The sequence below is a fragment of the Streptomyces sp. NPDC096193 genome (assembly GCF_040302905.1).
In the GTDB taxonomy this organism is placed as follows: Bacteria; Actinomycetota; Actinomycetes; order Streptomycetales; family Streptomycetaceae; genus Streptomyces.
Map to the genome: position 1 here is coordinate 53,843 of NZ_JBEOSJ010000006.1, position 14,548 is coordinate 68,390.

11 protein-coding genes are annotated in these 14,548 nt (G+C 73.3%); 2 read left to right on the forward strand and 9 right to left on the reverse strand.

Features of this window, described 5'->3' with window-relative positions; translation table 11 throughout:
• Window positions 1-34 precede the first annotated feature (34 nt).
• The 7 genes from ABTX78_RS11925 to hrcA form a co-directional block, all read right to left on the reverse strand.
• Window positions 35-934: an aminoglycoside phosphotransferase family protein gene (locus ABTX78_RS11925; protein ID WP_352206664.1), complete on the reverse strand. Its 900-nt coding sequence runs from the start codon at window positions 932-934 to the stop codon at window positions 35-37.
• A 105-nt stretch (window positions 935-1,039) separates the two neighbouring features.
• Window positions 1,040-4,270 carry a S41 family peptidase gene (locus ABTX78_RS11930; protein ID WP_352206665.1) on the reverse strand — a complete coding sequence of 1,077 codons (3,231 nt, stop codon included), beginning with the start codon at window positions 4,268-4,270 and terminating at the stop codon, window positions 1,040-1,042.
• A 126-nt stretch (window positions 4,271-4,396) separates the two neighbouring features.
• Window positions 4,397-4,873, reverse strand: a complete 477-nt coding sequence (locus ABTX78_RS11935; protein WP_352206666.1) for a hypothetical protein — start codon at window positions 4,871-4,873, stop codon at window positions 4,397-4,399.
• Between the two features lie 316 nt (window positions 4,874-5,189).
• Entirely contained in the window at window positions 5,190-5,933 is a 744-nt protein-coding gene (locus ABTX78_RS11940) for a 16S rRNA (uracil(1498)-N(3))-methyltransferase (RefSeq protein ID WP_352206667.1), read from the reverse strand.
• Window positions 5,933-7,003 carry a nitronate monooxygenase gene (locus tag ABTX78_RS11945; RefSeq protein ID WP_352206668.1) on the reverse strand — a complete coding sequence of 357 codons (1,071 nt, stop codon included), beginning with the start codon at window positions 7,001-7,003 and terminating at the stop codon, window positions 5,933-5,935. Before ABTX78_RS11945 ends, ABTX78_RS11940 begins: the two co-directional genes overlap by 1 nt.
• 78 nt (window positions 7,004-7,081) lie before the next feature.
• Complete coding sequence (dnaJ, locus tag ABTX78_RS11950) at window positions 7,082-8,218, reverse strand: molecular chaperone DnaJ (RefSeq protein ID WP_352206669.1); 1,137 nt, start codon at window positions 8,216-8,218, stop codon at window positions 7,082-7,084.
• The gene (gene hrcA, locus ABTX78_RS11955; protein ID WP_352206845.1) at window positions 8,219-9,244 is read right to left on the reverse strand and encodes a heat-inducible transcriptional repressor HrcA; all 1,026 of its coding nucleotides are present in this window, start codon (window positions 9,242-9,244) and stop codon (window positions 8,219-8,221) included.
• Window positions 9,245-9,407: 163 nt separating this feature from the next.
• Between hrcA and ABTX78_RS11960 the strand changes: the two genes are divergently transcribed.
• Both ABTX78_RS11960 and ABTX78_RS11965 read left to right on the forward strand, forming a co-directional pair.
• Entirely contained in the window at window positions 9,408-10,130 is a 723-nt protein-coding gene (locus ABTX78_RS11960) for an MBL fold metallo-hydrolase (RefSeq protein WP_352206670.1), read from the forward strand.
• Between the two features lie 9 nt (window positions 10,131-10,139).
• Window positions 10,140-10,949 (forward strand): DUF3097 domain-containing protein, encoded by an 810-nt coding sequence (locus ABTX78_RS11965; RefSeq protein WP_352206671.1) that lies wholly within the window; start codon window positions 10,140-10,142, stop codon window positions 10,947-10,949.
• A 68-nt stretch (window positions 10,950-11,017) separates the two neighbouring features.
• On the opposite strand, the gene hemW is transcribed toward ABTX78_RS11965, so the two are convergent.
• Window positions 11,018-12,259, reverse strand: coding sequence for a radical SAM family heme chaperone HemW (hemW, locus tag ABTX78_RS11970; protein WP_352206672.1), 1,242 nt, complete (start codon window positions 12,257-12,259; stop codon window positions 11,018-11,020).
• Between the two features lie 203 nt (window positions 12,260-12,462).
• The gene (locus tag ABTX78_RS11975; protein WP_352206673.1) at window positions 12,463-14,427 is read right to left on the reverse strand and encodes a SpoIIE family protein phosphatase; all 1,965 of its coding nucleotides are present in this window, start codon (window positions 14,425-14,427) and stop codon (window positions 12,463-12,465) included.
• Window positions 14,428-14,548 lie beyond the last annotated feature (121 nt).

Below are 14,548 nucleotides of genomic sequence, written 5' to 3' on the forward strand. Positions count from 1 at the left end.
TCCACGGCACCCGCTTCCGACGGCACCGGCCCGCTCATCCCTCTCCCAGCACCGCCCGGATCACGTGCCGGGCGTTGCGCGCCATCGCCGGGTTCGTCGTGCGGTGGTACGGCAGCGCGATCACCGCCTGCGAGAGCGTCCGCGCACGGCCGCGGCGCCAGGCCGCCTCGTCCACGCCGAGTGCCTCACGGAAGACGTCCCTGGCGCCGACGGGAAGCAGATTCCACGCGGGGAACAGGTCGCAGGCCGGGTCGCCCGCGCCCATGCACCCGAAGTCGATCACCGCGGTCAGCCGGCCCCCGTCCACCAGCAGGTTGCCCGGCATCAGGTCGGCGTGCAGCCACACCGGTGGCCCCTCGTGGTCCGGGGCCCGCAGCCCGTCGTCCCAGACGGCGGTCAGCGCGTCGCAGTCGACGTCCTCCTGCGCAATCCCGCGCAGTTCGCCGATCGCCGCCCGGGTCGAGGTGTCGAGCGAGGTGAGCGGCCCGCCCCGGTGGGCCACCGGAGCGCCCGGCAGGGTGATGCCCCGCATCGCCGCCACGAAGCGCGCCAGATCCCCGGCCAGCAGCTCGAGATCCCTCAGCGCTCCCTCCTCGGGGTGCCGCCCGACGAGCCACCGGTGCACCGACCACGGCCACGGATACCCCTCGGCGGGCTTCCCGGCCCCGAGCACCTCGGGAATCGGCGTGGGCAGCAGGGGCGCGAGGCGGGGCAGCCACTCCTGCTCCCTCGACACGTCCCCGGCGCCGCCCTCGATCAGCGGCAGGCGTACGACCATGCGATCGCCCAGCCGGTACATGGCGTTGACGGTGCCATTGGAGGCGAACCGCTCCACCGGGAGGGCGGCCCATTGCGGGAACTGCCCGGCGACCAGGCGCCGTACGAGGTCGTCGTCGACGGGGTGCGGGCCCGGATGTGTCTGCCCTGTGCTCATGGGGCGCCATCCGACCGCCCGCGCCCGCCGGTCGTCAAACACCTTTGGGTACGGAGGTGCCGGTCCCCGGGAGGGAAAGGCTCCCGAGGACCGGCCGGAAACACCTCAGTCCAGCACCGGGGGCGTCCTGGCCGGGTTCTCCGCCAGGACGGCGAGCGCCATCCGGATCGCCTCGTCCAGCTGCGGATCGCGGCCCGCCACATGGTCCTGCGGGGTCATCACCACTTCCACGTCCGGGTCGACGCCGTAGTTCTCCACGCCCCACCCGTAACCGTCCACCCAGAACGCGTACTTGGGCTGCGTGACCCCCGTACCGTCCACCAGGGAGTAGCGGTTGTCGATGCCGATGACCCCGCCCCAGGTCCGGGTGCCCACGACAGGGCCGATCCCCAGCGCCTTGATCGCCGCGTTGACGATGTCGCCGTCCGAGCCGGAGAACTCGTTCGCCACCGCCACGACCGGGCCGCGCGGTGCGTTCGCCGGATAGCTGTACGGCTCCATCCCGCGCGGCACGGCCCAGCCCACGACCCGGCGTGCCAGCTTCTCCACGACCAACTGTGAGGTGTGACCGCCGCGGTTCTCCCGCACGTCCACCACCAGGCCCTCACGCGCGACCTCGACGCGCAGATCCCGGTGGATCTGGGCCCAGCCCGGCGCCTGCATGTCGGGGACGTGCAGATAGCCCAGACGCCCCGCGGAGTGCTCGTGGACGTAGGCGCGCCGGTCGGCGACCCATGCGTGGTAGCGCAGCGGCTCCTCGTCGGCGAGCGGGACGACGACCGCGTGGCGTGGCTCGCCGCCGTCCGCGGGCGCGACGGTGAGTTCGACCGGCTTGCCCGCCGTGCCGACCAGCAGCGGGCCGGGACCGGCGATCCGGTCGACGGGCCGCCCGTCCACCGCGAGGATCGCGTCGCCGGCGTGCACCGCGGCCCCGGGGGCGGCCAGCGGGGAGTGCCCGCACGGGTCGGACGTCTCGGACGGCAGGACGCGTTCGACGCGCCACAGGCCGTCCTCGGACCGGGAGATGTCCGCGCCGAGCAGCCCCTGGCGCCGGGCGCTCTGCCCGTGCCCGCCGCGCGGCACGATGTACGCGTGCGAGGTACCGAGTTCGCCCTGCACCTCCCACAGCAGATCCATCAGATCGTCGTGCGTGGCCACCCGGGACAGCACCGGCCGGTAGCGGTCCAGTACGCCGTCCCAGTCGACGCCGCCGAGGTCCGCGCGCCAGAAGTTGTCGCGCATCAGGCGTCCGGCCTCGTCGTACATCTGCCGCCACTCGGCCGCCGGGTCGACGGTGCGGCGGACGCGGGAGAGATCGACGGAAACATTGGTGTCGCTGTCGTCGTCGCGCGACGCGCGCCGGTCGGCGGGCACGACCTTCAGCTTGTCGTCGGTCCGCAGCAGCACCCGCTTGCCGTCGCCGCTGACCGAGAACGCGTCGGCGTCCGCGGCGAGTTCCTCGACGCGCTGCTGGACGAGGTCGTAGCGCTCCAGAGCGGTCGTGGGTCCCTCGTCGTCGGGGGTGGCGCGGGTGGCTCCCAGCGTGCCCCGCAGCGGGTGGCGCAGCCACAGCAGCCCGTCCTTCGCCGCGCGCAGGGTGGAGTAGCTGCCGGCCTCGACCGGGAACGGCACGATCCGGTCGGCGAGACCTTCGAGGTCGACCCGGGTGGCGGGCGCCTCGCCGTCGCCGTCCCGGCTCCGGTCCTTGTCCTCCTCGAACGGCCGGCCGTGCCGCTGCGGTCCGAACGGCGACGGAGTGGTGGCCGCGAGCGTGATCAGATGCGGGCGGCAGCCGCCGATGAACGCGAGGTCGAAGACGTGGGTGTCGTAGACCGGGTCGAAGGCGCGCTCGGACAGGAACGCCAGATGCCGGCCGTCGAGCGTGAACGCGGGCTGGTAGTCGCGGAATCGGAGCGGCGTCGCCTCGACGACGGACAGGTCGCGTACATCGGCGAGCTTGAGCTGGCGCAGCGGGGACGGTCCGGCGTGCGACCAGGCGAGCCGGCGGGAGTCGGGCGAGAAGACGAGGCCGGTGGCTTCGCGGTGCTCGCCGCGGTCGACCTCGCGGACCTCCCCCGTCTCGCGTTCGACGAGCAGGACCCGCCCGTCGTGGGCGGCGACGGCCGCCCGGCTGCCGTCCGGCGCGACGGCCAGGCCGAGGACGCGGCCGAGTTGTCCCGCCGCCCACCGGCGCGGCTCGGCGCCTGGCGCGAGACCGGTCGCGGGGGCGAATTCCAGTGCGTCCTCGCCCTCCGCGTCGGTGACCCAGACGACCTGCTCCTCGCCGTCTGCCCGGAAGACGCGGGGCAGCCGGGCCCGGACGCCCGGTTCCACGGCCAGCGCCCGCACGGGCCCGTCGCGGTGGGTGACCCAGTGGATGCCGCCGCGGATCTCCACGGCGCTGCCGCGTCCGGTGTGGTCGGGGGCCGCGGCGCCGAGGTGGCGTTCGGCTTTCACGGGGCGCGGGCGCAGGTCGGTGCGCTGTCCGCCGAGCCGGATGTCGAGACGGCGGGGCGGGGCTCCGTCGAGATCGTCGAGGATCCACAGTTCACCGGCGGAGGCGTACACGACACGGGTGCCGTCGGTGGCCGCGTGCCGGGCGTAGAAGCCGTCGGCGGCGTCCCCGGCGCCGAGTGGCGTGTGGCGCTTCAGGTCCGACCCGTCCGGCTGGGACGAGTAGACGGCTCCGACGCCCTCGTGGTCCGAGAGGAACGCGATCCTCTCGGCCGCTCCGCCGTGGGGGCCACCGACCCACAGCGGGTACTCGATGTTCCCGTCGACGTCCTCGTGGATGCGTACGAACTCCCCCGAGCCGTCCCGGTCGATCCACAACTTGCCCGCGGTGCCTCCCCGGTAGCGCTTCCAGGCCGCGGCCTCGCGGCCCATCGTGGCGGAGAGCAGCAGGACACCGGAGCCGTACGCCACGCCGCCGACCGGTCCGTAGGGCAGCTGTGCCGCGGGTCCACCGTCGAGCGGCACCGCCCGCGCCCAGGTGCGGCGCAACGAGGCCTGACCCTGGGTGCTGATGGCGAGGACCTCGCCCTGGGGGGTCCAGCCGCGTACGGATGTCCTGGCACTGCCCCAGTACGTCAGCCGGTCGGCCGGCCCGCCGTCGACGGCGGCGGCATGCACCTCGGGCGCGCCGTCCCGGCGTGAGGTCCAGGCTATGCGGGTGCCGTCGGGTGAGATACGGGGATGGTCGACGGGCACGTTGTCGGCGCTCACGCGCCAGGAGCGTCCGCCGTCGAGCGGGGCGACCCAGACGTCGTCCTCTGCGGTGAAGGCGATCAACTCGCCGTGGACATGCGGAAACCGAAGGTAGGCAGTCTGCGTCACACCGTCACCCTAGGCAGGCCACGGCCACCGGGTCACGGCTTTGCCAGGGCCTGTCGTGTGGATCAGGCCGGGGTCGGTGAGGGGGGTCCATGCGAGCCCGGCACGATCCGCACGAGAGGCCTCGGGTCACTTCCCCGGCGGGTCGGCCGTCTCGGTGACGGTCACCGTGACGGTGACGGCGGGCCGCGGGTCGGAGCCGGGAGGGGTGGGGCGGGGCGAACTACTGGGCGTGGCCGAGCAGTTGCCGAGGACGGTCGCCTCGAAGACGATCTTGCCGTCCACCCTGGCCATGAGGTCGCCGCGGACGCACCGGCCCGAACGCTCCTCGGTCACCTTGCCCTTGAGCGTGATCTTCTGTCCCGCCTCGGTCTCGCCCTGGCAGTCGACGGTGGCGGCACCCGTCCTGCTGGGCGACGGCGAGGAGTTGCCCGCGTCGTCGAGGGTGGCGGTGCAGCTGAGCCAGCGCACGTCGAAGCCGATCCGCTCCAGAGTGCTGGTGCCCGTGCGGTCCGTGGTGACGGACACGGCGACGGAACTGAGTCCCCCGGTCGCCGGCTCGCAGGCCGCCAGAGCCCCGACCGCCGTGCCCGCGGCGGCGAGCACGGCGAGCGTGCGCCGCAGGCGCGCCCGGCCGGTGCGGTAGGGCGCCGAGCCTCCCGTCCGGGGAAGTGCCGTTCCCCGCCGTGGCGTTCCGTGCGATCCCCTTCCCCGCCCTGTCGTTCCGTGCGGTCCGGTTCTCCGCAGTGCTGTTCCCCGCAGTCTGAGGCTCCGCAGTGTCATTCCCCGCATGAAGCGAGACTGGCACCGGCGGGCGGGAAGCAACAGGGCGGTTGCGGTCAATCACCGCTGCCGGAGACGGCGTCGGGCTCCGTCCCACCCCGCACGAGCGGACGCCCCGACGGCCCACGCACCAGGGCGGTCAGCCCCAGCGCCCCGTGCGGCCCAGCAGCAGCGCCGTCGCCGCCGTGCCCGCCGTCGAGGTGCGCAGCACACTGCGGCCCAGCCGGTACGGCTTGGCTCCCGCCTCCGCGAACGCCGCGAGTTCCTCCGGGGAGACCCCGCCCTCGGGGCCCACGACCAGCACGATCGTCCCCTCGGCCGGCAGCTCGGCGGTGGCCAGCGGTTCCGCGCCCTCCTCGTGCAGCACGGCCGCGAAGTCCGCTGTGGCCAGAAGTGCCGCAACCTGCTTGGTCGTTGCTGCGTCCGCGACCTCCGGGAAGCGCAGCCGTCGGGACTGCTTGCCCGCCTCGCGCGCGGTGGCCCGCCACTTCGCCTGCGACTTCGCGCCCCGCTCGCCCTTCCACTGCGTGATGCAGCGGGCGGCCTGCCAGGGCACGACCTCGTCCACACCGGTCTCCGTCATGGTCTCGACGGCGAGTTCGCCTCGGTCACCCTTGGGCAGCGCCTGGACGACGGTGATACGCGGCGCCGGCTCGGGCTCCGCGGGGAGGTCCCGCACCTCCACCTCCAGCCGGTCCTTGCCCTCGGTCCGCAGCACGACACCGGCCGCCCCGCGCCCGAGCCCGTCGGTGAGGACGATCTCCTCACCCGGCTGGAGCCGGCGTACGGACACGGCGTGCCGTCCCTCGGGACCGTCCAGCGTGACGGCGGAACCGGCCGTGACCCCCTCCAGGGAGTCCACCAGGAAGACGGGTGCGGTCATCAGGAGGCGTCCAGGGCGAGCGCGGCGCGGGCGGAGTCCAGCTCGGCGGCCAGCACCTCCACCAGCTGTGCCGCCGGCAGCTCCCGGGCCAGCCGGTGTCCCTGCCCCGCCCACAGCGCCATCCCCTGGGGGTCGCCGGCCTTGGCCGCCGCCTTGCGCAGGCCGCTCGTCAGATGGTGCACCTGCGGATACGCGGCGGGGGCGTACGGCCCGTGCTCACGCATGAAGCGGTTGACGAGCCCGCGGGCCGGCCGGCCCGAGAAGGCACGGGTCAGTTCGGTGCGGACGAAGAGGGGGTTGGTCATCGCCTGCTTGTGCAGGGCGTTCGCACCGGACTCGGGGCAGACGAGGAACGCGGTGCCGAGCTGCGCCGCCGCCGCCCCGGCCGCGAGCACGCCGGCGATCTGGCCGCCGCGCATCAGTCCGCCGGTCGCGATCACCGGCAGCGGAACGGCCTCGCGGACCAGGGCGACGAGGGTGAGCAGTCCCATCCCGCTGCCGTCGGCCGCCGGGTCGTCGCGGTGCGTGCCCTGGTGGCCGCCGGCCTCCACGCCCTGGACGCACACGGCGTCCGCGCCCGCCCGCTGCGCGGCCTGCGCCTCCTCCGGAGAGGTGACGGTGACGACGGTGAAGGTGCCCGCTTTCGCGAAGGACTGGAGCACGTCCCGCTTGGGGCAGCCGAAGGTGAAGGAGACGACCGGGACGGGGTCGTCGAGCAGGATCGCGAGCTTGGCCTCGTACCCGTCGTCCAGGCCGGAGTCGGGGTCGCCGAGCGGTGTGTCGTACCAGGCCGCCTCACCGGCGAGCTGGTGCCGGTAGACCTCCACGGCGGCGGGGTCGGTCGCACCCGGCTGCGGCATGAACAGATTCACGCCGAAGGGCCGGCCGGTGAGCCCGCGGATCTGTTTGATCTGCTGGTACATGCCGTCCGCGGTCTTGTACCCGGCGGCCAGGAATCCGAGGCCGCCGGCCTCGGACACGGCTGCGGCCAGCTGCGGGGACGACGCGCCGCCCGCCATGGGGGCCTGCACGATCGGATACCGGCAGAGATCGGTCAGTGCGGAGGACATGCAGGCATGGTGCCACGTCGGCCCCGCCCCGCCGAATCGGGCCCGGCGCGGCCCCGGAGACCGGGGCCGCGGCCGGTTCTACCGTCCGTTGAACGCGTCCTTCAGCCGTGAGAACAGGCCCTGCTGCCCCGGCTGGAACTGACCGGTCGGCCGCTCCTCGCCACGCAGCTTCGCCAGCTCCCGCAGCACCCGCTCCTGCTCCGGGTCCAGCTTGGAGGGCGTCATCACCTCGACGTGGACGATCAGGTCGCCCCGACCGCCACCGCGCAGGTGGGTGATGCCGCGGCCGTGCAGCGGGATCGACTGTCCGGACTGCGTACCCGGGCGGATGTCGACCTCCTCCATGCCGTCGAGTGTCTCCAGCGGCACCTTGGTGCCGAGGGCCGCCGCCGTCATCGGGATGGTGACCGTGCAGTGCAGGTCGTCGCCGCGGCGCTGGAAGACAGCGTGGGCCAGCTCGTGGATCTCCACGTACAGGTCGCCGGCGGGGCCGCCGCCGGGGCCGACCTCGCCCTCGCCCGCGAGCTGGATCCGGGTGCCGTTGTCGACACCGGCCGGGATCTTCACGGTCAGCGTGCGGCGCGAGCGGACCCGGCCGTCACCCGCGCACTCCGGGCACGGGGTCGGGACGACGGTCCCGAAGCCCTGGCACTGGGGGCACGGCCGGGACGTCATGACCTGACCCAGGAAGGACCGCGTGACCTGCGAGACCTCGCCGCGACCGCGGCACATGTCACACGTCTGCGCCGAGGTGCCCGGCGCCGCGCCCTCGCCCGAACACGTCGTACAGACGACGGCCGTGTCGACCTGGATGTCCTTCGTCGTGCCGAAAGCCGCCTCGTTGAGGTCGATCTCCAGCCGGATCATCGCGTCCTGGCCGCGCCGCGTGCGCGACCTCGGCCCCCGCTGCGACGCCGTCCCGAAGAAGGCGTCCATGATGTCCGAGAAGTTCCCGAAGCCACCGGCGCCGAAGCCTCCGGCGCCGGCGCCGCCCGCCTGGGACAGCGGGTCGCCGCCGAGGTCGTAGACCTGCTTCTTCTGCGGATCCGAGAGGACCTCGTAGGCCGCGTTGATCTCCTTGAAGCGCTCCTGCGTCTTCGGGTCCGGATTCACATCCGGGTGGAGTTCACGCGCAAGCCGGCGGAAGGCCTTCTTGATCTCGTCCTGGGATGCGTCTCGGCGCACGCCGAGTACGGCGTAGTAGTCCGTGGCCACTTACGACTCCGCCAGGATCTGTCCGACGTAACGTGCCACTGCGCGTACCGCTCCCATCGTTCCGGGGTAGTCCATGCGGGTCGGTCCGACCACGCCGAGTTTGGCAACTGCCTCGTCGCCCGAACCGTAGCCGACCGAGACGACGGACGTGGAGTTGAGGCCCTCATGGGCGTTCTCGTGACCGATCCGTACGGTCATGCCCATACCGCCCGACTCCTCGGCCTCGCCGAGCAGCTTGAGCAGCACGACGTGCTCCTCCAGCGCCTCCAGCACCGGCCGGATCGTGAGCGGGAAGTCGTGTCCGAAGCGGGTCAGATTGGCGGTGCCGCCGATCATCAGCCGCTCCTCGGTCTCCTCGACCAGGGTTTCGAGCAGGGTGGACAGCACCGTCGTGACGGTGCCGCGGTCCTCCGGCTCGAAGGATTCCGGCAGGTCCTGCACCAGCTGCGGCACATCCGCGAAACGACGCCCGACGACCCGGCTGTTGAGCCGGGCCCGCAGGTCCGCGAGGGAGGTGTCGCCGAAGGGCGCGGGGCAGTCGATCATCCGCTGCTCGACCCTGCCGGTGTCCGTGATCAGCACGAGCATCAGCCGGGCGGGCGCCAGGGAGAGGAGCTCCACGTGCCGGACGGTGGACCGGGTCAGCGACGGGTACTGCACGACGGCGACCTGCCGGGTCAGCTGCGCGAGCAGCCGTACCGTACGGCCCACGACGTCGTCGAGGTCGACGGCCCCGTCCAGGAAGTTCTGGATGGCACGGCGCTCCGGCGACGACAGGGGCTTGACCCCGGCCAGCTTGTCGACGAAGAGCCGGTACCCCTTGTCCGTCGGGATGCGGCCGGCGCTGGTGTGCGGCTGGGCGATGAAACCCTCGTCCTCCAGCACCGCCATGTCGTTCCGGACGGTGGCCGGCGAGACGCCGAGATTGTGACGCTCCGTAAGCGCCTTGGAACCCACAGGTTCCTCGGTGCCGACATAGTCCTGGACGATGGCGCGCAGCACCTCGAGTCTGCGTTCACTGAGCACCGCGCACACCTCCAGCTCTGGTTCCTCGGTGGCTGCTTGGCACTCCCCGGGTCCGAGTGCCAGCAATCCCCGTGCCAGTGTACGGCCGTGGGGTACGCCCCTAGCAAGGCGGCCGACCAGGCTACCGCGCGCCTTTGCCGGCCGTTGCCAGTAGCGTCGCGTTATGAACGTCCGTTGGGAAGACTTCGGCTGGGAGCCGCTGGCCGACCGGGTCGGACGGCGCAGGATGCCCGTCTGGGACGCCACCGTGGGGCTGGTCGCCGGTGACGAGGGCGTCCTGCTGTTCGACACGGGGTCCACGCTGCGTGAGGGCGTGGAGCTGCGCACACAGGCGGAGGCGCTGCTGGGCGGCCGCCGAGTGACGCATGTCGCACTGAGTCATCCCCACTTCGACCATGTTCTGGGGACGGCCGCCTTCTCCGCCGTGGAGGTCTTCGGCGCGGTCGCCGTCGACGTCGTTCTGCGCCGGGACCGCGACGAACTCCGGGCCGACGCCGTACGGCACGGCGTGGCGCCGGACGATGCCGCCGAGGCGACCGATCTGCTGGTCACGCCGCAGCATCTCGTCACCGGTGAACGGACGCTGGACCTGGGCGGACGCCAGGTGCTGCTGGCCAATGTGGGCCCCGGGCACACGGGCCACGATCTGGCGGTCCTCGTGCCGGGCAACCGGGAGGTCGTGTTCTGTGGCGATCTGGTGGAGGAGTCCGGGGAGCCGCAGGCGGGTCCGGACGCGATGCCCTCGCGCTGGCCGGCGGCCCTGGACCGGCTGCTCGCGCTGGGCGGCGAGGACGCGCTGTACGTCCCCGGGCACGGCGCGGTGGTGGACGCGGCGTTCGTCCGCCTACAGCGTGACCTGCTGGCGGAGCGCTTCGGGGTGTCGTAGCGTCGCCGAATGCGCAGCTACAGCCCCGATCTGACGCCCCCTTGGAAGAAGCCCTCCGCCGTGCCGGAGGTCCCCGCCGACCGGGATCTGGTCGTGGAGGAGGTCACCACCGGTTTCTGCGGCGCGGTGATCGGCTGCGAGGCGGGGACGGTGACCCTGGAGGACCGCTTCGGCAAGCACCGGGTCTTCCCGCTGGCCGCGCGGGGCTTTCTGCTGGAGGGCCGGGTGGTGACGCTGGTCCGCCCCGGCGCGGGCGCACCTGCCGCGCCCGCCCGCACGGCCTCGGGCTCCGTCGCCGTGCCCGGCGCGCGGGCCAGGGTGGCGCGGGCGGGCCGCATCTACGTCGAGGGCCGCCACGACGCCGAACTCGTGGAGCGGGTCTGGGGCGACGACCTGCGCATCGAGGGGGTGGTGGTGGAGTACCTGGAGGGTGTCGACGACCTCCCCGCCATCGTCGCCGACTTCGCGCCCGGCCCGGACGCGTGCCTCGGTGTCCTGGTCGACCATCTGGTCCCGGGGTCCAAGGAGTCCCGTATCGCCGCCTCCGTCACGGACCCGCACGTGCTGGTGGTGGGCCATCCGTACATCGACATCTGGGAGGCGGTGAAGCCGTCGTCGGTGGGGATCGCGGCGTGGCCCGTCGTCCCCCGGGGCCAGGACTGGAAGACGGGCGTGTGCCGCGCGCTGAGCTGGCCGCCGAACACCGGCGCCGCCTGGCAGCACATCCTGTCCCGGGTGCGGTCCTACCGCGATCTCCAGCCGGAGCTGCTCGGCCGGGTCGAGGAGCTGATCGACTTCGTGACCCTGCCGCCGGAGTGAGGGGCGTGGCCGCGTGAGGGACGCAGCCGCGTGAAGGACGCAGCCGCGTGAGAGGCCGGCGGGGCGGGTCAGTCCACCAGGTCCCGCACGACCCCGTCCGCGAGCAGCCTTCCCCGCAGCGTCAGCACGGCCGAGCCCGCCTCGTAGGCCGCGGGCTCCAGCAGCCCGTCCGCCAGGGCCCTGCCCGAGGCCGCCAGTCCCGCCGGCTTGAGCAGCGACAGCGGTACGCCGTCCTTCAGCCGCAGCTCCAGCAGGATCCGCTCGACGCGCCGGTCCTCCGCCGACAGGACCTCGCGGCCCGCTCCGGGCGAACGCCCCTCGGCCAGCGCCGCCGCGTACGCGCCCGGGTGCTTCACGTTCCACCAGCGCACCCCGCCCACGTGGCTGTGCGCTCCCGGGCCCGCGCCCCACCAGTCGGCGCCGCGCCAGTACAGCTCGTTGTGCAGACAGCGCCCGGCGTCGGAGGTGGCCCAGTTGGAGACCTCGTACCAGGAGAAGCCCGCCTCGGACAGCACGGAGTCCGCGATCAGATAGCGGTCCGCGTGCACGTCGTCGTCGGTCATGGGCACCTCGCCCCGCCTGATCCGCCGGGCCAGCTGGGTGCCCTCCTCCACGATCAGCGCGTACGCCGAGACATGGTCCGGTCCCGCGCCCACGGCGGCCGCGAGCGACGCGCGCCAGTCGTCGTCGCTCTCGCCGGGGGTGCCGTAGATCAGGTCGAGGTTCACATGGTCGAAGCCCGCGGCACGGGCCTCCACGACGCAGGCCTCGGGGCGTCCGGGCGTGTGCGTGCGGTCCAGCACCTTCAGGACGTGCTGCCGGGCGCTCTGCATGCCGAACGAGATCCGGTTGAATCCCCCGGCCCGCAGCTTCTCCAGATACTCCGGACCGACGGACTCGGGGTTCGCCTCGGTGGTGATCTCCGCGTCGTCCGCGAGCCCGAACTCCTCCCGTACCGCGCCCAGCATGGACACCAGGTCGCCGGCGTCCAGCAGCGTCGGCGTACCGCCGCCGACGAACACCGTGCTGACCGGCCGCGGATCGTCGCCGAGCACCTTGCGGGCGAGGCGCACCTCGTCGGCGAGGGTGGCGGCGTAGTTGTCGCGGGAGGCCAGCACACCGCCCGAGCCGCGCAGCTCGGTGGCGGTGTAGGTGTTGAAGTCGCAGTAGCCGCAGCGCGACGCGCAGTACGGCACATGCAGATAGAAGGCGAGCGGCCGGTCACCGGCGCCGTCGAGGGCGGACGCCGGGAGCGCCCCGTCCTCGGGCATGGGCTCACCGTCGGGCAGTACGGAAGGCATGCCCCCCATTGTCCGTCACCGGCGCGAAAGCCCGGACCGCGCGCCGGCCGGGGCTCCGAAGGTCCCGGGAGCAAGCGAGGGCCAGGGATCCGGTGAGGGCAGGGGGCAGGGGGCAGGGGGCCCGGGGCTCCGGGGAGGGCAGGGGGGCCCGGGGCTCCGGCGGGCAGGAGCCGTGCCGTCCCCGGCAGGTCACCGCGCCGCAGCGGTACGCGTCACTGCACCTGGAGCACCAGCAGCGCGAGATCGTCGTCCAGTGGTGTGTCCGAGAAGTCGTGCACCGCCTGTCTGATCCGCTCCCCCGCCCCCTGTGCCGTAAGTCCCACGCATCCGGCGAGAGCCGTGGCCAGCCCGTCACCGTCGTCGAACATCCGCGCCCCCGAGCGCCGCTCGGTCACCCCGTCCGTGACACAGAGCAGCGTGTCACCGGGCTCCAGATCGAAGGTCTGGCTCTGGTACGCGACGTCCTCCACGACCCCGAGCAGGACCTGCGGCTCGGCGACCGTGTGCACCCGCCCGTCGGGCCGCAGCACCAGCGGCAGCGGATGCCCCGCGCTCGCCAGCGTGCACCGCACGCCCCTGCCGGAGGGCAGCGGCACGAGCTCGCCGTACAGCAGGGACAGGAAGCGGGCCTGGGGCCCTTCCGGCACCGTCTGGCCGCCGGCCGCGGCGACGAGCAGCGCGGTCGCCTCCGCCGCTTCCATGGCGTCGTCGAGGAGGAGCCCGTTCAGCCGGTCGAGCACCTCGCCGACCTGGTAGCCCTCGCGGGCGAGCAGCCGCAGCCAGGGGCGGGCGAGTCCGGTGACGACGGCCGCCTCGGGGCCGCTGCCCTGGACGTCGCCGAGCATGAAGGACCAGCGGTCGCCGCTGCCGGCCGGGAAGATGTCGTAGAAGTCGCCCCCGGCGACGCCGTCGTCGCCGGGCTCGTAGACGAGGAAGCGGTCCACGCCGGGGATCTGGCCCACCTTGCGGGGCTGGAGGCCGCGCTGGAGGACCTTGCTGATGGTGGCCTGCCGGGTGTACTGGCGGGCCGCTCCGATCGCGAGGGCCACGCGGCGGGCGAAGTCCTCGGTGAGTGCCGTCACGTCGTCGGGGACGCGCGCGAGGCCCTGCCGGGCGAGGAGGAGGGTGCCCAGGCCGCGTCCGCCCGCGACGAGACGGTAGGCGAGTGCGGCGCCCCCGGCCGCGCCCGGCTCGCGCCCGCTGGGCCACGGGATCGGCACCGGCCCGCCGATCGTGCCCTCCGGCAGCATGGGCGGCTCCTCGACGAGCGCTGCGCGCAGCTGCTCGATCCGTGACTCGTCGGCGTGCCAGACGCGGGCGAGCCGCTGCACGGGGCCCGAGGGCCCCTCACCGCCGACACCGGGCCGGCCGGACTCGCCGTCCAGCCAGATCGCGCACCAGTCGGCCAGCCGCGGCACCAGCAGCTGGGCGGCGAGCGCGGCCACCATGTCCTCGTCGAGCTGCCCGGCCAGCAGATCGGAGGCCTCGGCGAGGAAGGAGAGCGCGCCGCGTCCGGCCAGGCTCTGGTCCGTGCGGTCGTCACGGCCGACGGACACGCGCGGCGATGGCGCCAGGATCTCGGCGGCCCGCAGACCGCGGTCGATGGCCGGTTCGGCGCCGGTCAGCGCGAAGGTGTCCCAGCCGTCGACGGGCAGCCGCGCCCAGACGGTCTTCAGGGCGGAGAGATACGTGATGCCCCAGCGTTCGGCGAGCGCGGCGACGAGGTGCAGACCGCGTCCGTACTCGGGGGTGCCCGAGCGGTCCGTACCGGCGTGGGGCTCGTTGCTGACGGCTCTGGCCGGGTGGTGGTCGGAGACCTCGATCACCAGGGCTGCGGCCTCTCCGTCGGCCGACGGGTCGAGGCGGCACAGGAGTTCGACGGCGGTGCCGGCGTGCACGACGGCGTTGGTGACGAGTTCACTGACGATCACGACGGCGTCGTCCGCGAGCCGGTCGGTGCTGTGCCCGCCGGGCGGGCAGCCGCCCGCCGTACCCCGGCAGTAGGCGCAGGTGGACAGGAGACCGAGGGTGGTCCAGTCGGCGAGGGCCGCCCGGACGAATCTGCGGGCGGCCGAGGGGGCATGGGGGTTCCCCGGCAGACTCGTGCGCATGACCGACCGACCGTCATCCCGGAACGGGAGGAACGGAGTTGAGCGGTGGACGGTTTCGCGCTGCATCGGAATGGACCCCACAGTCCGGCTCCCGGTCGGTTCTCACAATGCGCCGCTTCTGACACCGACAGAGTGACAGACTGAGCGCGCCCATAAGCGCCGAGTCACCGAAGTGGGCGGATATGAA